At 60.8% G+C, this 20,942-nt stretch carries 18 protein-coding genes; 13 read left to right on the plus strand and 5 right to left on the minus strand.

Translation table 11 applies throughout. The annotated features are described in order from the left end of the window. The first annotated feature begins 95 nt into the window (after positions 1 to 95). The 3 genes from WAO18_RS19305 to WAO18_RS19315 are packed head-to-tail and all read left to right on the plus strand — an operon-like array spanning position 96 to position 2,330. A complete protein-coding gene (locus tag WAO18_RS19305) occupies positions 96 to 1,205 on the plus strand; it encodes an ABC transporter substrate-binding protein (RefSeq protein WP_422207840.1) in 1,110 nt (369 codons plus the stop codon). Between the two features lie 2 nt (positions 1,206 to 1,207). Then, positions 1,208 to 2,155 (plus strand): SDR family oxidoreductase, encoded by a 948-nt coding sequence (locus WAO18_RS19310; RefSeq protein WP_422207841.1) that lies wholly within the window; start codon positions 1,208 to 1,210, stop codon positions 2,153 to 2,155. Next, entirely contained in the window at positions 2,127 to 2,330 is a 204-nt protein-coding gene (locus WAO18_RS19315; RefSeq protein WP_422207842.1) for a ferredoxin, read from the plus strand. The genes WAO18_RS19310 and WAO18_RS19315 overlap by 29 nt, the downstream gene beginning before the upstream one ends. A gap of 106 nt (positions 2,331 to 2,436) precedes the next feature. On the opposite strand, the gene WAO18_RS19320 is transcribed toward WAO18_RS19315, so the two are convergent. Beyond that, positions 2,437 to 3,435, minus strand: coding sequence for an oxidoreductase (locus WAO18_RS19320; RefSeq protein WP_422207856.1), 999 nt, complete (start codon positions 3,433 to 3,435; stop codon positions 2,437 to 2,439). Between the two features lie 611 nt (positions 3,436 to 4,046). On the opposite strand from WAO18_RS19320, the gene WAO18_RS19325 reads away from it, so the two are divergent. Further along, positions 4,047 to 4,796: a TetR/AcrR family transcriptional regulator gene (locus WAO18_RS19325; RefSeq protein ID WP_422207843.1), complete on the plus strand. Its 750-nt coding sequence runs from the start codon at positions 4,047 to 4,049 to the stop codon at positions 4,794 to 4,796. An 84-nt stretch (positions 4,797 to 4,880) separates the two neighbouring features. Here the strand turns inward: WAO18_RS19325 and WAO18_RS19330 are convergent, their stop codons facing one another. Further along, positions 4,881 to 6,563: a class I adenylate-forming enzyme family protein gene (locus WAO18_RS19330; RefSeq protein WP_422207844.1), complete on the minus strand. Its 1,683-nt coding sequence runs from the start codon at positions 6,561 to 6,563 to the stop codon at positions 4,881 to 4,883. Between the two features lie 45 nt (positions 6,564 to 6,608). Next, a complete protein-coding gene (locus WAO18_RS19335) occupies positions 6,609 to 7,817 on the minus strand; it encodes an FAS1-like dehydratase domain-containing protein (RefSeq protein ID WP_422207845.1) in 1,209 nt (402 codons plus the stop codon). A 403-nt stretch (positions 7,818 to 8,220) separates the two neighbouring features. Between WAO18_RS19335 and WAO18_RS19340 the strand changes: the two genes are divergently transcribed. From WAO18_RS19340 to WAO18_RS19370, 7 genes are all read left to right on the plus strand, one after another. Next, entirely contained in the window at positions 8,221 to 9,219 is a 999-nt protein-coding gene (locus tag WAO18_RS19340) for an acyl-CoA dehydrogenase family protein (protein ID WP_422207857.1), read from the plus strand. Next, the gene (locus tag WAO18_RS19345) at positions 9,203 to 10,387 is read left to right on the plus strand and encodes an acyl-CoA dehydrogenase family protein (protein ID WP_422207846.1); all 1,185 of its coding nucleotides are present in this window, start codon (positions 9,203 to 9,205) and stop codon (positions 10,385 to 10,387) included. The genes WAO18_RS19340 and WAO18_RS19345 overlap by 17 nt, the downstream gene beginning before the upstream one ends. A gap of 47 nt (positions 10,388 to 10,434) precedes the next feature. After that, positions 10,435 to 11,289 carry an enoyl-CoA hydratase/isomerase family protein gene (locus WAO18_RS19350; RefSeq protein WP_422207847.1) on the plus strand — a complete coding sequence of 285 codons (855 nt, stop codon included), beginning with the start codon at positions 10,435 to 10,437 and terminating at the stop codon, positions 11,287 to 11,289. Then, positions 11,286 to 11,684 carry a nuclear transport factor 2 family protein gene (locus WAO18_RS19355; RefSeq protein WP_422207848.1) on the plus strand — a complete coding sequence of 133 codons (399 nt, stop codon included), beginning with the start codon at positions 11,286 to 11,288 and terminating at the stop codon, positions 11,682 to 11,684. Before WAO18_RS19350 ends, WAO18_RS19355 begins: the two co-directional genes overlap by 4 nt. Before the next feature lie 33 nt (positions 11,685 to 11,717). Next, positions 11,718 to 13,346 (plus strand): AMP-binding protein, encoded by a 1,629-nt coding sequence (locus WAO18_RS19360; RefSeq protein ID WP_422207849.1) that lies wholly within the window; start codon positions 11,718 to 11,720, stop codon positions 13,344 to 13,346. Positions 13,347 to 13,367: 21 nt separating this feature from the next. Then, positions 13,368 to 14,690 (plus strand): cytochrome P450, encoded by a 1,323-nt coding sequence (locus tag WAO18_RS19365; protein ID WP_422207850.1) that lies wholly within the window; start codon positions 13,368 to 13,370, stop codon positions 14,688 to 14,690. A gap of 161 nt (positions 14,691 to 14,851) precedes the next feature. After that, the gene (locus WAO18_RS19370) at positions 14,852 to 16,576 is read left to right on the plus strand and encodes a flavin-containing monooxygenase (RefSeq protein WP_422207851.1); all 1,725 of its coding nucleotides are present in this window, start codon (positions 14,852 to 14,854) and stop codon (positions 16,574 to 16,576) included. Positions 16,577 to 16,668: 92 nt separating this feature from the next. On the opposite strand, the gene WAO18_RS19375 is transcribed toward WAO18_RS19370, so the two are convergent. Next, on the minus strand, positions 16,669 to 17,355 hold the full coding sequence (locus WAO18_RS19375) for a TetR/AcrR family transcriptional regulator (RefSeq protein ID WP_422207852.1): 687 nt from the start codon (positions 17,353 to 17,355) through the stop codon (positions 16,669 to 16,671). A 241-nt stretch (positions 17,356 to 17,596) separates the two neighbouring features. Between WAO18_RS19375 and WAO18_RS19380 the strand changes: the two genes are divergently transcribed. Beyond that, the gene (locus WAO18_RS19380) at positions 17,597 to 18,718 is read left to right on the plus strand and encodes an NDMA-dependent alcohol dehydrogenase (RefSeq protein ID WP_422207853.1); all 1,122 of its coding nucleotides are present in this window, start codon (positions 17,597 to 17,599) and stop codon (positions 18,716 to 18,718) included. Positions 18,719 to 18,736: 18 nt separating this feature from the next. Here WAO18_RS19380 and WAO18_RS19385 read toward each other — a convergent pair whose 3' ends face one another. Further along, a complete protein-coding gene (locus WAO18_RS19385) occupies positions 18,737 to 19,951 on the minus strand; it encodes a cytochrome P450 (RefSeq protein ID WP_422207854.1) in 1,215 nt (404 codons plus the stop codon). Between the two features lie 314 nt (positions 19,952 to 20,265). On the opposite strand from WAO18_RS19385, the gene WAO18_RS19390 reads away from it, so the two are divergent. Beyond that, positions 20,266 to 20,942: amidohydrolase family protein (locus WAO18_RS19390; RefSeq protein WP_422207855.1), on the plus strand; the 677-nt coding region annotated here is incomplete at its 3' end.

A 20,942-nucleotide genomic window follows, 5' to 3' on the forward strand; every position in this document is an offset into this window, starting at 1 on the left:
CATCGAGTTCGATCCGATCGGTTAGCTTCGGGCCTCGACATCGAAGTTCGCACGAAACAGCCTGACTACCAATCAAACACAATCTGGAGGCTTCGATGTCCTACGAGAGCACGGCCGAACCGATCAAGATCGGCTACCTGATGGACTTCCTTCTCGGCGACTATCCGAAGGAGATGTATGAAGATCTCACAATCCCGTTCGACATGGTGTTCCAAGACGCGTTCGACAAGGGGCTCATCGACCGTCGGGTCGAGATCGTGTACCGCGAGGTGGAGGGACTGCCCAAGGGCACGGTGAAAAACGTCATCGATGCGTACGAGGAACTAGTGGAGGAGGGCTGTCTTCTGGTATTCGGGCCGAATATCGGGGACAACATCGTTGCGGCCAAGGAGGCGATCGAGGAGCGATTCCGGGTTCCGGCGATCAGTGTCACCGGCTCGGACCTCGCGCTCGGCGAGTGGATATTCGCATTTCCCATGGGCTCGCATTACGACGAACCCATCTTCTGGACTGACCTCCTGGTGAAACGCAATCTCAACGATGTGGGAATCCTGATGGAAGCCTCACTGGTCGGAGAGTCCTACGTCGCCAATTTCCAAAAGGCTTGCGCACGGCGTGGTATTCGGATCGTCGGTGTCGAGACGATTGCGCAGACTGCGCAAGACGTCAGTAGAGCTGTGCGGAACCTTCGCGAAGCAAACGCCCAAGCTCTAGTCCACGCAGGCTTCGGCTTCGGTCTGGTCTTCGTGAATCCTGCACTCGAGGAGCTCAATTGGGATCCTCCGCGATTCGCCGGTACCGCATTCGAGAACGCTTGGATCAACCCCGTCATGTGGCAGGCATTCATGGGCTGGACGGGCGTGGACCAATACGACGAGGGCAATCCAGTAGGACAGCAGTTCCTCGATGAGTTCGAGAAACTCCACGGGCGCCGGCCGGAGTACTGCGTCCCGGTGGTGAACCGCGATGTCGCCGTGACCGTTCTTCAGGCGATCCAGGATGCACAGCCGCTCAGTCCGCGCGGCGTGAAGGAAGCCCTCGAGCGGGTCAAGTCGGTTCCAGCGGCCTCGGGAGCTCCCGGTACTCGGATCTCGTTCGGGAACTGGACTCGCCGCGCGTGGATGGGTTGCGGCTACCTTGTTGCTCGCGAACTGGAGCCCGATGGTGTCAATTCCCGCCTCGTGGATCGCTTCGGCGAGATCTGACGATGGCACCGACGCGCAGCGTCGTCATCACCGGCGCTTCGCGAGGGCTGGGTCTCGCATCTGCCAGGCGGCTCTACGACGAGGGCTGGACGGTGGTCGCCGCGATGCGCTCAGTCAGAACTGGTCTCGAAAATCTGCGGGCGGTAACCGGTGCCGAGGATAGCGACAGTCGTCTCGTCGGGGTGCAACTAGATCTGACCGATCCCGCATCTGTCGAAGCGGCGGCTGAGTCGATTCTCGCAACGGTCGGAGCACCCTACGGATTGGTGCACAACGCGGGCATCTCGGCGGCCGGAATGGTCGAGGAGACCCCACTCGAAGTGTGGGAGCGAATGTTTGCGACCAACATCTTCGGCCCGGTCGCGTTGACGAAGGCCCTCCTGCCATCGATGCGTGCCGCATGTCGGGGCCGCATCGTGTTGATCTCCAGCCTGGCGGGCGCACGTGGGATGCCCGCTACTGCAGCATATTCGGCGGTTAAGGCCGCTATGGAACGGTGGGGTGAGTCCATGGCAGGTGAGGTCGCTACATTCGGAATCGGCGTAACCATCCTGGTGACGGGAACTTACGACACCGATATCATCACCGATGCGGGCGCGACGGATGCGCGCGATCTGGCTGGTCCTTACGCGGCGCACCACCACACGATGGACAAACGCGGGCGGATGGCGATCAAGCTGTCGGCCAAATCCCCACAGCGCTTTGCCGAGCGCCTGAGCCGGGAACTTGACGGTAGCGCACCGTTCGTGCGGCGAGCTGTCGGCCCCGACGCGCGGATGGTGATGGCCCTGACTCGGTTGCTGCCATCGAGGGTTCTCCACCACACCTTCCGAGTATTCCTGGGGATTCCGAGGTTTGGCGCGTTGCAAGACGTGACTACCACCGGAAGACGTGCGAATACGGATCATGGGGGCGCCACTAATGCCCAGGGAAACGCGCAATGTCGATGAGGATCGGTGCCGCGGGCACTGGATGTGTCTTACGTTGTGTCCGGACGTCTTTCAGATGACCGATGATGGATACGCAGTGGCCAAACCGCCCGGGGTGCCCACGGGATCTGAGCATGCGGCGCAGCAAGCCATCGCCAACTGTCCGGAACGCGCCATCGTGTTGACTGACGACTGAGTCGTGTCGCTGTGGTGTCTCGATTCGATGACACCGTCGACCACATCTTCGAAGCCGATGTATTGACCCGTGCTAATCCGTCAGAAGCAACAACGCCGTTGCGAGACTAGAAGCCGCCCGCGACTCGTATTACGGCGCGACCGGAGTACTTGCCGGCGCGAACATCGTCGAGCACACCGACGACGTCCTTGAGGTCGACGTCGTGCGATACGTCCGAAAGGTGCTGCGGCTTGAGAGAACCGCCGAGTTGCTCCCACAGTGCGCGGCGCGGCCCGATCGGCATGAGCACTGAGTCGATGCCCAACAAAGCCACCCCGCGCAGGATGAACGGCATGACTGTGGTTTGCAGAGCTGCGCCCCCCGTCAGCCCGCTCGCGGCCACGGCGCCGCCGTAGCGCACGGTGCTCAACACATCGGCCAGGGTGGCTCCGCCGACACAGTCGACGGCCCCCGCCCAGCGGGTCTTACCCAGCGGCCGCGGCTTGGCGTCGGGGTCTTCGGGTAGCCGGCCGATGACCTCATCGGCGCCTAACGCCTTCAGTCTCTCCGCGGCCTCGGGTTTGCCGGTTGATGCCACAACCTGATAGCCCGCGGCGGCGAGCAAATCAACGCTGACCGAGCCGACGCCGCCAGTCGCGCCGGTCACCACGACCGGCCCGTCCTTGGGTGTGATTCCGTGCTGTTGCAGCGCCTGCACGCTCATCGCAGCGGTGAACCCGGCCGTGCCGATGGCCGCGCCTTCGCGCGGACTCAGCGTGCCGAGTGTGACGACCCAGTCCGCGGGCACCCGCGCGTATTCGGCGTAGCCTCCATGCCTGCCGGTGCCTATCTCGTAACCGTGGGCCAGCACCAGGTCGCCGATGGCGAACTCGTCGGATTCCGACGACACCACCTCACCGGTGAGGTCGATGCCGGGCACGATCGGATAGTCGCGCACCACACCGCCTTTCGACGTCAGCGCCAGCGCGTCCTTGTAGTTGACGCTGGAGTAGTGCACCCGGATAGTGACTCCACCGGCAGGAAGCTCGGCTTCCTCCAGCGTCTCTACCGCCGCCCGGATACCGTCGTCGTCCAGTCGCGCGACCAGTGCCTGAAACTTGTCCATCGGCTTCGAGGCGGCCGGATCTTTGATGTCCTCGGTGGTAATGATCTGATCCTTTGGCACTGAATCTCCCTGACTAATAGGCAATTTCGACGTTGGTTTGTCCTGGGCAGTTTGCTAAGGCGTACTTCACCGCTGCCCCCCAATCCGGCAGCCACGTCCGACGAGTCGGCGAGGCGCAGCCGTTCTGGGCACAGAATGAGGCACATGACGTGGCCGCGGAAGCGGTCCTCGTCAGCCGTGACCTTCATCCGCCATCGCCTTCGACGAGATCGAACTCGGGGCACCGACAACCCACCGTGGTCTTCCCTGTCGCACATAGAACTTAGCAGTTATTGATAATTAGCATGGTCGCTTTGACGTGTACGGAGCTTATCTCAATACAAGAATGCTATCATCGGAAAAAGAGAGCAATGTTCTCATGTACGAGTCTTGTCTGAGGTGATGCCGAACATGCTTGTAGGTTGGGCGAGGATGAGTACCTCGGATCAGTGGCGGCGATGCCGATATGGTGGCTGTATGCCATTTCGTCGCGCACACGATCCTGCGGACGGGACCGCATGCGGGTTCCCCTCTCGGCGGTGCAGTAGAAAGCAACGTACGGATGTTCGGCGATGAAGAATGGCCGCAGCAAGGCTCCCAGCGACGCGCCCCAGGGGGCTCGTCAAGGCAATGGAGTCGGTAGCAGTTGGCAGGAACGGGCCATCGAGCGCAGGCTCGGCGACGCGCGGGCGCGCGCGGTCGATCGCAGCACGCGCTTTACGGCGACAGCTCTCGAACTCGTCCAAGAGTCCGGGCACGCCAATTTCACGTTACAGACGCTGGCCGATCGCGCGAACCTCAGCTTGCGGACGTTTTATCAGCACTTCGCCGGCAAGGACGAACTTCTGCTGGCTCTTTATGAAGACGTCACTGCGCAATTCACCGAGGCGATACGGGAGAGGGTCGAAGCGGCTGATGGCCCTATGGCGCAGCTGGAGGCATGGTGCAAGGGAGTGCTGTCACGGCCCGGTTCCTCGCACGAAGTGGGGGGTCGGCTCGTACTGATCTATAACTTGAGTCTCGAGATGGATCATCCGGAGGCGTTCGCCAAAGTATGGGAACCGCACCGCAAGCTGTTGACAGAGATTCTGACTGCGTGTTCGCAAGCGGGCCAAATTCGAAACGATCTCACCCTAGAGCAACTGACGTCATTGTTGGGCTACACATTAACTTCTCTTGGGCAGTTCAACGCGTTGCACGAGGGGATGGACGGAACTCGCCTTACCGAAGCGGTTGTTTGGTCCTGGTGTCGCCAAGCGATCCTCCCCTCGGCGGCAGCGGGCGGAGACGATTCGCCCACCGAGCGTTCGACCAGTATTTAGCTCTGCACCGGGGTTCGACGTAAAAGCCTTTCTCCACGCCTGTTTGGAAAGCCGGTAATCGACGCGTTGTCCGGTGATCGACGGCTACGCACCCGACGTGTGACGATCTGCCGATTCTGAGAGCCGCTGCGCGGCCAATTCTCGAAGCTCGCCGGATTTGATTTTGTCGCTGCCTGTTAGCGCGATGTCGTCCTCATGGAGGAAAAGCACATGGCGCGGCACCTTGTAGCTCGCCAGTCGCTCTCGCAAGTATCCGCGAATCTCTTCGGCTTCGACGGTCGCGCCGTCGTGCGGCACGACACAGGCGACGACGATCTCTCCGAGCGTGCTATGCGGCACACCAACGGTCTTTGTCACCTTCACAGCTGAGTGCTTCGCCAGTACCTCGTCGACTTCGAGCGGTGAGACATTCGCACCGCCCGTCTTGATGATATCCGTGAGTCTGCCCTCCCAGAAGAGTCGACCAACCTGGTCGAGGTACCCACCGTCGCCGGTGCGGAAGAACCCTTCTGCGTCGAGCGTCTCATCCAACGGTGTGCCGATATAGCCCAGCATGAGTGTGGGACCCTTGACGCAGATCTCCCCGCTCTCGCCTCGCGGAATCACCACTGCGCTAAGTGGATCCACAATTTTGAGTGTCACCCCCGGCAGCGCCATCCCCCAGCTATCAGCGTGAACCTCGCGAGGCGTGTCGACTTCAACCATGGTTGAGAAGGTGAATGTTTCGGTATTTCCGTAAGCACGATCGGGAACGAACCGTTCGATGGTCACGGAGGGGTGCCGAACGATCGGCGTGGTCACGTCGGCAAACCGCATACTGCTCAGATCGGCAGTGTGCCAATTGGGTTCGGCTTCGACTTGCGCCCACTGGTGCGGCCAGGCGAACGGATAATTCACCCGCTCGGCAGCCATCAGTGATAGCGCCTCAGCCGCCGCGAACGTCGGCTGCAGGACGAGACAACCGCCGGACGCGAGCGTAGCGCCGAGCGACATTACGAAATTGCCGGACCAGAAGTAGCCGTTCGCCGACCAACAACGGATGTTGTCGTCCGGCCCGAACCCACACACTCTTCGGAAGCGCCACATTTGTATGGCCACACCGCGATGCGCACTGAGGATGCCTTTTGGTTTGCTCGTGGAGCCCGACGAGAAGAACAGCACTCCTGCGTCGCTTGGGCGCACCGCCTCCGCCGTCGCGTGAATCAATTCGCGTGGCTCATCGTGACCACGGGCAAGGAAGGCGTCCCACGTGTCGATGCCGGATGGCGCATCGCCGATCGTTGCGAGATGGCGGAGGAACGGGAATCTGGCGGATTGCAGCGGGCCGCGGCCGGACCTGCCGATCTCGGGCGCCAGCTCAGATAGGATGGCCGCGAAGTCCGTCTTCAACACCTCCCGCTCGAACAACAGCACCGCCACGCTTGCGGTGTTGAGTAGGTACTCGAGCTCCGCGGAAGTCGAGAATGTGCTGAGCGTGACGGCCACGCCTCCGGCGAGCGAGATGCCGAAGAACGCCGAGAGCCACTCCGGACGGTTCGTCATCAAGACGCCGACCCGGGTGTCCTTGCCGACCCCGCTCGCGCGCAACGCACACGCCACTTCGATTGCCCGTTCCCACAGGTCGGCGTACGTCCAGCGGGTAATGCCGTCAGCTGAGCGGAAAGCAAGTGCTTCGCGGTCGCCGTACATTGATGTCACATCGCGCAGAAAGCCGGGCAGCGTCAGCGTCCCGAGTCCCGGCTCGTCGCTCAACGACGGGCCGGACACGATCGAAAGCGACTGCGCTGGGTCAGAGTTCACGTGCGAGCCTCGTCACGTCGGTAGCTCGACCTCGGCGATGCAGCTCACGAGTTCCTCGCCGTTCTGGTTGGTCAGGCGCAGCTTCACCTGGACGAGCGGCGTTCCCCACGTCGAATCGGCGTCCTTGCCGATGATTTCGGCGTCGAAGTACGTCACGTCGCCCTCGAAAGCCGGACCGCGGAAGTCGGCCTTACTGTGGCGGACCATCCCCTCGTGGCCAGCCCAGTACGCGAGATAATCGGTGCACCACGCGCCCATCGTCGCGCCGTAGCCATATGCACGTGCCATGCCGACTTCGCTGGCCCTGTCGGCGTCGATGTGACCCCGCGACGGTCCTAGGTAGAGTCCGTCACGCTTGCGGGGGTCGATGAACGCATCTTCCTCGTCGAACGCGAAATCCTTACCGAAGCCCGGATCCTGGTAGACCCATGGATCCTCGACGTCGGGCGGCGTGACCCATTCGAATGCGCCCCAGATGTTGAAGACGAATGCGCGGTATTCAGTCGTGAAGGTCGCGATGCTGTGAGGACCGATGACACGACGCGGCAGGGTGTCGCCGACCTTTACTTCATCGAAATGCGGTGAGACACCTAGCCGGTTCGACTCGAGCCAGTCACGGCGAAGCCTCTCGACTTCTTCAAGCTCGAGCTGTGTCCAACGCTTGATGTCGCCGAGTTGGCTCTCGAACATCCCGCGCTTTTTCGCTTCTTCGTACAGATAGCGGATCGCGGTTGATCGCTCGCGGGCGACGAGGACTCCGTTCTGGTTGGTGTGGATGGTGTCACCGCGCGAAAACATGGTGGGCCCAGCGAATTTGGTCTCTATGACTTTGTAGTCATGGAACCGTCGTTTCTGAAACAGCTTGTCCCCCGGGCGCACCGGGCAGCCATAGAACCACCACTCCTCTCCGCCGAAGATGAGGTGGCTGTTCGGAATGTGCCCCACGCAGGCAGGTCCTGCCCCGTGTCCGTAATCCAGTCCGACTGCGATGGATTGTGGCGCGATCAGCCCGCCGAATTTCGAGTCGCGCGCGAACCGTTCGTCCCAGTGGAGCGGATTGGGGTAGTCCATCGCCATCACCCACCGGCGAATGTCTGAAGAGCTGCACGGATCCCACAGTTGGCCGCCGCCGATGGGCTGTCCCACCCGATGATCGACGTCGGATAGATCCAGCTCGACGAGCGGCGAATTGGCGCCTGCGGCGGCCGGCTTCCTGGCCATGATGTTCTCCTGTTCAGCGATAGACGTTGGGATTGACGATGCGACGCTGCCTAGTCGCCGGGTGGACGTGCTGGTCGGGCACAACGCACCGCGATTCGTTCGGTGGCCGTGTCCCCTCGATCGATGGACACAAGCCACTCAGCAGGGGAGCGAAGACGCTCCGGTGGGCAAACTTGATTAAGCATTTTCACTGGCATCTGACCTCAATGGGCAAACTGCCGGACATGCTGTCCGGCGACCTTCCTTTGTCATTTTCACTTTCTAAGCATCAGCATCGACATTCGCCGCTAATCATGGATGTTGCTATCTGCCTATCATGATTGTCAAGAATTGCCTACGTTGACTTTCGTCAAGCGAGAACGCTATTCTCACCCCGACACCTGCGATGGAGATGGGGCCCAGGTTGCTGTTAGAACTCGACGATGACCAGCGTTTTTGGCGCGAAACCGTCCAGGAGGCAGTGTCGAAGCAGTGTCCGCCGTCCCTTGTTCGGCAGATCGCTGAAGGTGGCGCCGAGGCTGGCCCGCTTTGGAAGTGCTATGTAGATCAGGGTTGGACGGACCTCAACAGCACTGAAAACGTCATCGAGCTTGCCCTCGTCCTAGAGGAACTCGGGCGTGCGAGCGATCCGACGCCTTACTTGGCGTCTATGACCCAGTTCGCGCCTTTGGTTGGCGACCGGTTCGACCCGACGCGCGTCGGCTCCGCGGTGTACGCCGGCGTCACCGCACACCGAGATCGTGAGGGGTGGGTTCTAGACGGCACAGCTCATTTCGTCCTTGACGGAGACCGCGCAGACCGGCTTGCAGTGGTCACTGCAGCCGGAGTATTCGTCGTCGACGCCAGTAAGGTGACTGCTCGTCGGGCCGACATCTTCGACCCTGTCCTGCATGTGGCGGACCTACAGTTCGCGGACGTGCGCGTCCCCGAAGAGGATCGCGTCCGCACCGACGCCGAACGGGCTTGGCACATTGCCCTCACCGGGATGGCGATCACGACCGTCGGTGCGTGTCAACGCATCGTCGACCTCACACTGGAACACCTCAAGCAGCGCTACCAGTTCGGAGTCCCGATTGGCTCGTTTCAGGCGCTCCAACACAAGGCCGCGGACATGCACGTGGCGATCGAGCGAGCTCGTGCGTTGTCATACTTTTCAGCTCTGACCATCACCACTGACGATCCACGTCGTCGTCTGTCCGCCATGATGGCCAAAGCCGCAGCGGGCGAGGCCCAGTCGCTGGTCGTGCAGCACGGCATGCAGTCCTTTGGCGCAATGGGATTCACCTGGGAAAACGATCTGCAGTTCGCCATCAAACGCGCGAGAGCCGGGGAACTGATGTTGGGCGGCGCTGCGGAGCATCGCGCACTTATCGCGAAGGAGTACCGTGCAGCTGACTTTTGATGACGATGTCGAATCGTTCAGGTCCGAGTTCTCGGCATTCCTTGACGACAACCTGCCGACCGAAGCCGACACGTTTGACCGTCCGCGGTCCGTCTCACATATGCCTACATGGGCACGGAAATGGCAACGCCTACTGTTCGACAATGGCTGGTTACTGCCCGCTCAGCCTCCAGAATTCGGGGGGCGCAACGCAACCGTACTTGAGCAATTCGTCCATCTCGATGAACTGTGTCGACGACGCATCTACCACAGTTTCAACCCGCAGGGCGTCAATATCGTTGCAGCATCGTTGATCACGTTCGGAACCCCCGAGCAGCAAGAGCACTGGGCGTTACCGGTGCTACGCGCCGAAATGACCGCTTCGCTCGGAATGAGCGAGCCCAGCGCGGGTTCTGACCTTGCATCATTGCGGACGCGCGCCGTCCGCGATGGTGACGACTTCATAGTCAACGGCCAGAAAGTGTGGACGTCGGGCGCACACGACGCCGACTTCCTGTTGACATTCGTTCGCACCGACCCGGATGCCCCCAAGCACAAGGGAATTTCAGCGCTGATCATTCCGACCAAGACCGAGGGCGTGGTGTGTCGACCTTTCCCAGACGTCGCCAATCGAGACAACCTCGACTTCAACGAGGTCTTCCTCACCGACGTCCGCGTCCCAGCCGAGAATCTCGTCGGAGGGCTGCACCAAGGATGGATGGTGGCCAATGGTTCACTCGGGCACGAGCGGACGATGATGTGGCTCATGCTGGCCGACCGGATTGACAATCTCATGGCCGACTGCCGACCCCGCAACGACGTCGAACGTGATCGGTTCGCGTCGACAATCATTGACTACCACGCCCTTCGGGCGATGGGATCAGCAGCATTAGGTCGTGCCGCGCGCGGAGAACAGGACACCGCATCCATCTCCGTGCTTAAACTTTTCGGCTCTGAAGCGGAGATGCGCGCCGCGGACCTCGCGCTGAGTTCGGTGGGCATTGACGGCCTGCGGCATCCGGTGATCGAGCGCTATGAGCACATGAATCCCGATGAGTACTTTGCGAGCAGATTTGAGCGATATACGCGTGGTCTCGCGGCAACCATCGCTGGTGGGACATCCGAGATTCAGCGCAACATCATCGCGCAACAAGTACTTGGGCTTCCACGCGCCCCGAAGCGCGACTGACGACCAATTTGCCGTCGGAGACGGTGAAGAGACGGATGGGAGGACTCATGGTTGACGCGAAGTGGGATGCGATGACCTGCGTCCAGGTGAAGAGGCGGGCGAACATCGTCGAGGTTCGCCTGAATCGGCCGGAGAAGATGAATGCCATCAACAGCACCATGGAGAAGGAGTTCTACTCCGTCCTCGCGGACTGTGATCGCATGGACGACGTGAAGTGCGTCGTCCTCACCGCCGAAGGCGCCAACTTCTCCTCTGGCCACGACGTTCAGCAGGTGGCGGCCGAGACCATCGGTGGTCAGGAGCCGGCGACGATCCAGGACAAGTACTGGGTCCATACCGGTGATCTCCTCCCGCCATGGCGGTTCTCGAAGGGGCTCATCGTCGCCGCCAAGGGCTATGTGGGACCTCATGCGAACACGTTCCTTCTGGCGGCCGATGTCGTGATTGCTGCGGACAACACCCGCATCAGCTGGGAGGAGTCGAAGGTCGGCGTCGGGGCGCCCTACGGCCCGTATGCATTGATGCCGTTCCACTTTCCCATCCGCGTCATGAAGCAGCTGTGGATGACGGGTGGCTGGATGGATGCGGACACTGCTCGACAACTGTTCTACGTCAATCGAGTTGTCGCAGTGGGCCAAGAAGAAGAGATGGCGATGCGCTTCGCCGGTCAGATCGCGCGGATGGAGACCGGCGACTTCGTGGCCAACAAGCGCGGTACCCATCGCCTCTATGAGGCGGCGGGGCTCTCGGCGATGGTCGATGTCGGTCGCGACCCCTACGTCCCCAGCGCCGAAGCCGCAGTGGCCAAGGAACACCACCTTCGGCTCATACACGAAAAGGGCGTGAGAGCCGCTGTGCGCGAGCGTGATACCGGCTGGGATGACGAGCTGAGCCAGATATGAGCAGCAACGAACTGATGGAGATCAAGATGCCGACTGCCAAAGAGATCAACGCGACCATCCAGGCGCACTGCGACACGCTGAGCAACCACGACAAAGAAGGCTGGCTGGCCTTGTGGGCCGACGACACCGTCCTGGAGGATCCGGTGGGGGTGGATACTTACCGCGGAATCGAGGGCTTGCGAACGTCGTTCTGGAAGCTCGTCGACGACCTCAGCCCGATGAAGCTGTGGCTCGAGCGCGACGTGATCGTCTGCGGTAACGAGGCCATCGCCATCCTCCAGGGCGTCGTGACTCGCGAGGGTGCGATGCAGCACGTCGGTCCTCTGGTCGATCACTTCACCTTCAATGACGAAGGCAAGATCACGATGATGCGTGCCTTCTGGAAGTACGACTGATGTCGGCCTGCGATCGATCCCGAGGAGCGTGCGGTGGGCTGGGAAGCTGACTTGCGTGCGCGGGAGACGTTGCCTGCCATCGTGAATCGGATGGCGATGGCTGATCCGCATCGAGTGTTCGTTCAGACCACGGCCGGCGCATCCGCAACCTGGGAACAGGTGCAATCCTCAATGCAGGAGTGGGCGGCCCGGTTCCTCGAGTTGGACGTGACGTGCGGCGACGTCGTCGTGACCATCGTTGACTCGGGCCTGGAGTCCCTGACCGCCTGGCTGGGATTGGCGAGCCTGGGTGCCATCGAGGCGGCGACGAACTCCGAATTCCGGGGCCGCATGCTGGCCTATGCGATAAACAACTGCCAGCCCGAATTGCTGGTCGTGGCTGCGCAATACCTGCCGTTCGTCGACGCGGTTGCCACCGAACTGACGACGGTCAAGCGGGTGCTCGTCGTCGATGACGACGGTCAGCACTACGGGCCCACCGAACTATGCGTCGTCACGGTAGAAACGCTCCAACCCGATATCGAGGCCGCCCGTAGTCAGCTGACGGAGCCCGGGCCGCATGACATCGCCTGCATCACCTATACCTCCGGTACGACGGGTCCCTCGAAGGCGGTCCGATTGCCATGGGGCCAAATTCATTCAATCAACCTTGGCACCTTCCCGTTCGACGATCTCGAACCGTCGGACGTCTTCTACTGCACCACGTCGCATGCCCACTTCGGGTCGAAGTCGATCCCGTACCACGCAGCCATGGTCGGCGGACAAGTCCTCATCAAACCTCGTTTCACCCTCAACGCTTTCTGGCAGGACGTCACCCGCTTCGGAATTACCACCGGGATGCTGGTCGGGTCTATGGCAGACATGTTGCTCCGCAGCCCTGAAAGTCCATCTGGGCCAACGTCGCTGACGAACTTGTTCATGGCACCGCTGGGCGCTAGCTATCGGCAGTTCAGCGAGCGTTTCGGCGTTCGCATCTGCACCGTCTACAACAGCACCGAGGGCGGCGTGGCGATACGTTCGGGCTGGAATCCTTTGAATGAACGAACATTGGGTCGCCTGCGGGAGGGTTATCCCGGGTTCGAGGTCCGGCTGGTGGACGATCACGACTTTGAGGTCCCCGACGGAACCCCAGGTGAGTGCATCGTGCGTGCCAGTGTGCCGTGGGTGATGAATGCCGGCTACCTGAACAACGACGCCGCAACGGCGCTCGCCTGGCGCAACGGATGGTTTCACACGGGTGATGCGCTGGTCCGCACCGAAGACGGTGAGTACATGTTCGTCGACCGGCTAAAGGACGTCATCCGGCGAAGAGGGGAGAACATCTCGTCGTTCGAGGTCGAGGCTGACGTGCTGCAACATCCGGAAATCGTCGAGGCCGCAGCGGTCGCTGTTCCCGCCGACATCGCCGAGGGCGAGATCCTGCTGTTCGCGGTGAAACGGCCCGGATCATCGATCAGCCCGGAGGTGCTGTGCGCCGACCTCGAGAGTCGCATGGCGCGTTTTATGGTGCCGCGTTATATCGAATTCGTAGCGGACTTGCCGAAAACCCAAGCGACTCAACGCATCATCAAGTCCGACCTGCGTCGCAGGGGCTTGGGGCCCAACACGTGGGACCGGCAGAGCAGGACGTATCGCAATCAAGCGAGTGCGTCGTCAATCTAGGAATTGGCAGAGGTACAGAATATGACGACAGACGGCGTGACCACTGGGGCTGGCTGCCCTGTCGGTGGTGGACGACTCGAATCCCTGGTGGGAGTGTCCTTCATCGACCCGGTCATTCAGGAAAGTCCCTTCGCTTACTACCGCACCCTTCGCGACGACGACCCGGTGCACTACGAGGATGACCTCGGGATGTATCTGGTATCGCGGCACGAAGACCTGATGACAGTGCTTCGAGACCCGATCGTCTTCTCGCAAGAACTCGGGTACTACCGCCAAATGGCGCACGGACACCTCGACGAGATGAAGGACATTCTCATCAGCGAAGGGGGCGGCTTCTTTCCGGACGTCGCGAACATCGACCCGCCGCGCCACACGCGAGTGCGCCGCCTGCTGTCACAAGCATTCGGCAGGCGGCGTATGAAAACCCTTGAGCCGCAGTTCGAACGGCTTGTAGATGAGCTCATCGACGGATTCATCGAGCGCGGTGAAGCGGACGGTTTGCACGATCTGGCCTTGCCGATGGCAATCGCCTTCAGCATGGAGCAACTGCAGGTTGACGATCTTGACATGGACACGATCAAGCGTTGGGGGAGCGCCTATTTGTCCCAGTTCAGTCTCACGAACACGCGTGAGGACATGATTCAGGCAGCTCGCGAACTCTGTGAAATGCAGAACTATCTCATCGCACTCGTCCGGAAGCGGATGGACACGCCAGAAGACGACATGCTCTCCGACATCATCAGGGCCAGCACGCCAGACGAGGAGCCGCTGAATTTCGAGGAACTGGTCGCAACCGCGCGCGCGCTCTTGATCAATACTCACGACTCCATGTCAACCGCATTCACCAACATCCTCTTCAAAGTGGCGACTGAGGACGCGATTGCACGGCAATTCTACGACGCTACGGACGATGATTCGCGGATGGAGCGCTTCATCGAGGAACTCATGCGCCTCGAGCCGCCGGTGCGGGCACTGTCTCGGGTGACCACCGAATCGGTGACCTTGGGTGGAACCCCACTTCCCGAGGGAGCGCATCTACTCATTCTGTTCGCGTCCGCGAATGACGATGAAGCGGTCTTCGAGTGTCCGCGCCAATTTGATTCGAGTCGAATCAATATCCGGAAGAGCCTGACATTCGGAGCGGGCGTTCACCTGTGTTTAGGCATCGCGTTGGCGCGTATGCAACTTCTGGTGGCGGCAAGGCAAACCGCGAGACGGGTTCAGAACATCAGCTTGCCAATACCGATTGAAGAAATCCGTTACTTGCCTAACGCCGCATTGCTTGCCATGGAACGTCTTCCGTTGACGTTCTCAACCCACGCCGCGCAGGGGCGGGACGAGTGACCTGCGATCCCACCACGGTACCTGCCCCGCGCGAGGTGGACATCCCGTCGCTGAAGAACAGGTACCGAGAAGAACGAGATCGGCGGCTCCGTTCAGACGGCCAGCGGCAATACGCACCCGCGTTCCAGAATGGGGAGGCACTCGATTACAGCGATCCGCACATGCCTCGGAAATCACGCGCCGCCATCGGCGAGGACGTCGACGTCGTCGTGCTTGGCGGTGGTTGGGCGGGGGTTCTTGCGGGCTACCACTTGCGGAAGGTCGGTGTCACGAACTTCCGAATCATCGAGCAGGCAGGCGATTTCGGTGGCGTGTGGTATTGGAATCGATATCCTGGCCTGTCATGCGACAACGATTCGTACTGCTACCTTCCGTTGCTGGAGGAAATGCAGTTCTTTCCCTCAAGGAAGTTTGCCGACGGCCGCGAGATTCGCGAGTACTGCCAAAGCGTCGCAACGAAATTCGAGCTGTACGAGGGCGCGCTGTTTCACACTTGCGCAAACGCGCTGCGATGGGATGAATCGATCGAACGGTGGCGTGTCACAACGGATCGCGGCGATGATCTGCGAGCGCGGTTCGTCATCATGGCGATGGGCCCGATCAATACACCGAAAGTGCCCCGTGCAGCGGGACTGGAGAAATTTCAGGGCAAGATGTTTCACACCGCCCGATGGGATTACGGCTATACCGGTGGGAACCAGCGCGAGCCAATCCTTGACAAGCTGAGCGACAAGAACGTGGCGATCGTAGGCACGGGCGCGTCCGCCATTCAAGCAGTTCCGTTTCTTGCCAGATACGCCAAGCAGCTCTACGTGCTTCAGCGCACGGCGTCGACCGTGGACACGCGCATCAACACCCCGACAGACGAGTCATGGCTCGCGACATTGAAACCCGGCTGGCAACGTGAACGTCAGATGAATTTCCACCGTGCCGCGATCGACGGTTTGATGCCCGGCGAGCCGGACCGCATTTGCGATATTTGGACGGAGATCAACCGGAATCTCGAGGCTGAATTCCAAGAATCGGAGTATCCGAAGACGGTTGACGATTTCCTCTCGAGGCGCGAGATGATGGACTTCCGCGTCATGGAGCGGTTGCGAGCACGCGTCGATGCGGTGGTGAAGGACAAGGAGACCGCAGCGATACTGAAACCCTGGTATCGACACATGTGCAAGCGACCCGCTTCGAGCGACGAGTTCTATCCCGCGTTCAACAGGCCGAACGTGCGGCTCCTTGACGTTTCTCGCACGCAAGGGGTAGAGCTTCTAACGCGCCGAGGCTTCATGCACGAGTCCACCGAATACGCCATCGATTGCTTGATATTCGCTAGTGGGTTCGAGGTGACCAGCGACCTCCGGCGAAGGTGGGGTATCGATGAGATATCCGGCCGCGGTGGTCAATCCCTATATGACCGCTGGGCTCACGAATTCCGAACCTTGCACGGTGTGATGACACACGGATTTCCGAATCAGTTCTATGTCGGCTTCTTCCAGGGCGGGTTCAATGCCTCGACGACCGAGACGTTCAACAACCAGTGCTGCCACATTGCCTGGATCATCGGCCAAACACTGGGCCGCGGAGCGCGGACCGTAGAGCCCAGTCGGGAATCGCAAGATGCGTACGTTGACCACGTCCGCGAAGTTGCCGTTGACACCTCTGCGTTCCTCCGTGAATGCACGCCCGGATACTTCAACAACGACGGGGAAGAAGTCACCGACGACGAGGGTGCGCTGCGGCCGCGGTCCTACACCGGCGAGACATACGGCCTGGGGTACTACCAGTTCGAGAAGTTGCTGGCGGACTGGCGATTGAAGAATGACTTGTCGGGCTTGGTGGTCGAACCTGAAGCGAGCAGATCCTGCCTCCCGGGTCCGATGCCGACATGATGCGTATCTAACCGTCGCCGGTCGCATAACTCGGTCATGGCCGGTATTATTAGGGCGGTAGTGCAACGCGAAAACAGTTCATTCGCAACGCTTTACGTGCCGGATTTCAGTCGGGACGGGCGACGGGCCCTCGGCCGGCGAGAGGGGCCGCCGGCATTGGAGCCGCGCACCCCTTCGGCGAAGATTCGGGCTCCAAGCTCAATCTGAGCACGTACCTCGGCCTCGGGGGTACCGAACCAACGCGGGCCGACGGTCGTGGTGAAAATAGTAAAATTAGCAAGCAGTTCGGCAATAGTGACGGGATCAACGTGTGGGGTGACTTGGCCGAGTTCTTGGTAGTGGGAGACGCCATTGGCGATCACCGACACGCGCAGTTCGTGATTCGGACGCAGGACCCGCAGAGAGAAGGCGGGGTCAGATAGGGCGCGTCCCGCTATGTCCCAACCCGGCACCGTGTCATCGCGCTCGTGGACCAACAACCTTGTCACGAACAATTGCTTGACGAAATCGACGAACTTGTCCGGCAGGGACTCCAGAACCTTGTCCTCTGCTTCGCTCACTCCATCCGCAATCTGACGCGACACGACCTGTTCGAAGATGCCTTGCTTGTCGCCGAAATAGTGAAAGAGCATCGACTCCGAGCAGCCTGCACGTCGGGCGATCTCCTTCGTCACTGCCGCATCAAAGCCGTGTTCAGCGAATACTTCAGCCGCCGCCTCCACTAGGGCGCGCTGCTTGCCGTCCTTGTCTCGGACACGTTTTGCGCCGTTACTGGCCATTGGGACACAGTAACGCGACGGTGTGCCGCTTAAGGCCGACAGCGAGTGGTTTTCGGGCTGGATCGCAGTCCCAACCGCGCCGGGCGTTCCCTTGGTGGGATGCAAGCGCATGGAGGCCGCCGAACCTGAACGAACGAAATCACTGATTCTCGCATCCCGTTCGGACATAGCGCCGGCAGCGAATGCCGCTTATCAAGCGGCACTTGACAACGGCAGCGCATCGCCGTTAAATGCGTCGACAATGAAGATGAATGCTGCGGTGCTATGGGACGTCCATGAACAGTGGAGCGTCGAAGAGATCGAGCTGGACGGCCCCAAAGAGGGCGAGGTGCTGGTCTCCTACGCGGCGACTGGGTTGTGCCACTCCGACCATCACGTTCGCCAGGGTGACCTTCCGCTCGCAGTCCCGCTGGTAGGCGGGCACGAGGGGGCCGGCGTCGTCCAAGAAGTTGGACCAGGCGTTCGAGCCCTGAACGTTGGCGATCATGTGGTGGGCTTGTTTCTACCGGCGTGTGGCCGATGTCGTTGGTGTTCGACCGGTCACCAGAATCTTTGTGACCTCGGTGCCCAGATGGCCACAGCTACGCAACTCGACGGCGGCTTCCGACGTCACGCCAAGGGACGAGACATCGGGGCGCTGGCCTGGCTCGGCGCCTTCGCGCAATACGGAACTGTGCCGGAGAGCTCGCTGGTCAAGATCGACGAGGACCTGCCATTGAACAGGGCATGTCTCGTTGGGTGCGGCGTGACCACCGGCTGGGGTTCCGCGGTGAACACTGCGGGAGTGAAACCAGGCGACACCGTCGTGGTGATCGGATGCGGCGGGATCGGCAGCGGCGCGATCCAGGGTGCGCGGTTGGCGGGTGCCGAGAAGATTGTCGCTGTGGACATCGCGGAGGGCAAGCGGGACATGGTGTCTCAGTTCGGCGCCAGTCACTTCGTAACGTCGATGCCCGAGGCGACGGCCTTGATCGCTGATCTGACGCGCGGCGTGATGGCCGACTCCGCCATTGTCACGGTCGGTCTGGTCGAAGCCCCGATGATCGTGGATGCACTCAACATCGTCAGCAAGAACGGCGCCGTCGTGGTTACCGCGCTGGGGTCGATGCTTGACACGACGGCTACCCTGCCGATGTCGATGGTCGCCATGCTCACCCTGTTTCAGAAGCGACTGCTGGGAAGCCTTTACGGCCAAGCAAACCCGCGTGCTGACATTCCGCGACTGCTCAGCTTGTATCGCGAGGGCAAGCTCTTACTGGATGAAACGGTAACCACCGAATACAAACTCGCCGATATCAACGACGCCTACGACGACATGCTCGCGGGCCGAAACATTCGCGGCGTGATCATTCACGAACACTGACGCCTCGGACTGAACGTGTCAGCCCAGCCGTATTCGTGGTCCGGGGGTGAACACCGCTGGGATCTTGCGAAACCCTCGGGTCACCGAGTTGCCATGAAAGTCCGACTCGTCATCTAAAGCGGTGTAATCAGGCATGCGCGCCAGCACTTGTTCCACGCCGATACGAAACTCTAGGCGCGCCAGGTTCGATCCGATGCAGCGGTGGACGCCGGCACCAAAGCCGAGATGGCGGTTACCCTCGCGATCGAGGATGCACTTGTCCGGATTGGGGAACTCGCGACTGTCGCGATTGCCCGACGCGTAGTTGACCACCACCGATTCGCCCGGGCAGAACTTCTGCCCACCGAGTTCGACCTCCTTGGTCACCGTCCTTGGAATGCCGTGAATGGATCCGGCGAAGCGAACGAACTCCTCGACAGCGGTCGCCATGATTTCGGGCTGGCGGATCAGCCGATCCCGGTCTGTGGGATGCGTGCCAAGATAATGCAACGCGAATGACATTGCGCTGGAAGTGGTTTCCAATCCAGCTTGAACCAGCAACACGGCATTCGACACCACGCTATCGAACCCGAGCTCGACTCCGTCGATTTCGGCCGAGAGCAGGACGTCGATCATGTCATCTTGAGGATCTTGTTCCATCCGGGTCCTCACCGCTTCGGCGATGTGCTGGTACAGCCCACCCCACGCGGTCATACGGATTTCCTCGGTGTGCCCGTTGAGTGCGGTTTCCGTCAGTTCTATGCATAACGGGACATCGCCCACGGGCATGCCGAGCACATACTTAAAGAACACGATGCCAGGCTGCTGCCACGCGACCATCGCCAAGTCGCCGCGACCATTCTCGATGAACTCGTCGATGAGTGCATCAGTCTCGGCACGGATCTGCGGTTGCAGCTTCTTCATACGTCCGGGGGAGAAGTAGGGATTGAGGACTTTTCGGAACTGCTGCTGTCGCGGTGGATCGAGCCCAATCACGATATCCCCGGTGGACTGCTGTGCACCATTCAGATTGCTGGAGAACGTCTCCCAGTCCCGTAGGACCTCGTAGCACTCGTCGTAGCGCAGTGCGACCCAGGCCCCCTCATCGCCGATGGGGAAGAACGGGGAGTCGGTGTGCGCAAAGGCTGTTCTGTCGCGCATGAGGACATACAACTCGTACAAATATTCGGGATCATTGAAATCCTCGTGGCGAAGATCGAAGTTCTCCGCATGGTCCTCGAGCGACTTGGGCACTGGGGTGTAATCCTTCTTCTCTTGTTGGGGCGCAACGTCGGTGTCGCGGCTTCGCTAAGCGGTCCTCATGCAGCGGTCAGCCTCGGGCCGCACTCATACCTCCGAAAGCCGTGATTGCGCACGATAGATGCCCAGAAACAGGTCGTCAAGTGCCACTCGATAATGTCGACAAGCGCTTATCGAGTGTTACTTGACAAGTTCGACGCTCGCTCATAGTGTCCGAGAGGTTGGGCGTCGTAGGCGATCAAGCGTGCTGTGCCAGTCGGACCGACGTGCGCCGGCGGACGATCACACAACGGCCCTAGGGAGTATCCGTGGAACAGGATCTGCAGTGGCTCATCTCGGTTGACGATCACATCATCGAGCCGCCGAACGTCTGGGTCGACCGCGCATCTGCGGCCGACCGCGACCGCGTGCCCCACGTCGAACGCATCGACGGTGTGGACACCTGGGTCTACGAGAAGCACCGCGCCACCGTCATGGGAATCTTGGTTGCTGCCCATCAGCGGCCAGACGAGTACTCTCCGCTGTCGGTCAACTACGACGAACTGCCGAAGGTCTATTACGACCCAGAGGCTCGAATCCCCGACATGGACGAGGATCACGTCATCGCGGGGTTGAACTTCCCGTTCTTCCCACGCTTTTGCGGACAGGTCTTTTCGCAAGTTCAGGACCGGGAACTTGGTCTGAAGTGTCTCGCCGCATACAACGACTACATCGTCGACGAGTGGTGTGGGGCGGCGCCGGGTCGCTACATTCCGATGATCATCGTTCCGCTGTGGGACACCGCACTGGCCGTCGCCGAGGTGCATCGTTGCGCAGCCAAGGGTGCGAAGGCGATCGCATTTTCGGAGAATGTTCATGCGCTTGGCTTCCCGTCGATCCACTCGGGGGAATGGGACTCATTCTTCGCCGCAGCGAACGAAACGAAGATGCCGCTCTGCACGCATATCGGGTCGTCGTCCGTCAGCCCGAATACGTCGCCCGATGC

Source organism: Mycobacterium sp. (genome assembly GCF_049278535.1).
Lineage (GTDB): Bacteria > Actinomycetota > Actinomycetes > Mycobacteriales > Mycobacteriaceae > Mycobacterium.

What these genes read in the sequence shown, in the direction of transcription:
- WAO18_RS19350 (WP_422207847.1), top strand. Translation starts at nt 10,435, where the DNA reads ATGGTTGACGCGAAGTGGGATGCGATGACCTGCGTCCAGGTGAAGAGG.
- WAO18_RS19365 (WP_422207850.1), top strand. Translation starts at nt 13,368, where the DNA reads ATGACGACAGACGGCGTGACCACTGGGGCTGGCTGCCCTGTCGGTGGT.
- WAO18_RS19325 (WP_422207843.1), top strand. Translation starts at nt 4,047, where the DNA reads ATGAAGAATGGCCGCAGCAAGGCTCCCAGCGACGCGCCCCAGGGGGCT.
- WAO18_RS19335 (WP_422207845.1), bottom strand. Translation starts at nt 7,817, where the DNA reads ATGGCCAGGAAGCCGGCCGCCGCAGGCGCCAATTCGCCGCTCGTCGAG.
- WAO18_RS19370 (WP_422207851.1), top strand. Translation starts at nt 14,852, where the DNA reads ATGCCTCGGAAATCACGCGCCGCCATCGGCGAGGACGTCGACGTCGTC.
- WAO18_RS19355 (WP_422207848.1), top strand. Translation starts at nt 11,286, where the DNA reads ATGAGCAGCAACGAACTGATGGAGATCAAGATGCCGACTGCCAAAGAG.
- WAO18_RS19320 (WP_422207856.1), bottom strand. Translation starts at nt 3,435, where the DNA reads ATGGACAAGTTTCAGGCACTGGTCGCGCGACTGGACGACGACGGTATC.
- WAO18_RS19380 (WP_422207853.1), top strand. Translation starts at nt 17,597, where the DNA reads ATGAAGATGAATGCTGCGGTGCTATGGGACGTCCATGAACAGTGGAGC.
- WAO18_RS19315 (WP_422207842.1), top strand. Translation starts at nt 2,127, where the DNA reads ATGCCCAGGGAAACGCGCAATGTCGATGAGGATCGGTGCCGCGGGCAC.
- WAO18_RS19305 (WP_422207840.1), top strand. Translation starts at nt 96, where the DNA reads ATGTCCTACGAGAGCACGGCCGAACCGATCAAGATCGGCTACCTGATG.
- WAO18_RS19375 (WP_422207852.1), bottom strand. Translation starts at nt 17,355, where the DNA reads ATGGCCAGTAACGGCGCAAAACGTGTCCGAGACAAGGACGGCAAGCAG.
- WAO18_RS19310 (WP_422207841.1), top strand. Translation starts at nt 1,208, where the DNA reads ATGGCACCGACGCGCAGCGTCGTCATCACCGGCGCTTCGCGAGGGCTG.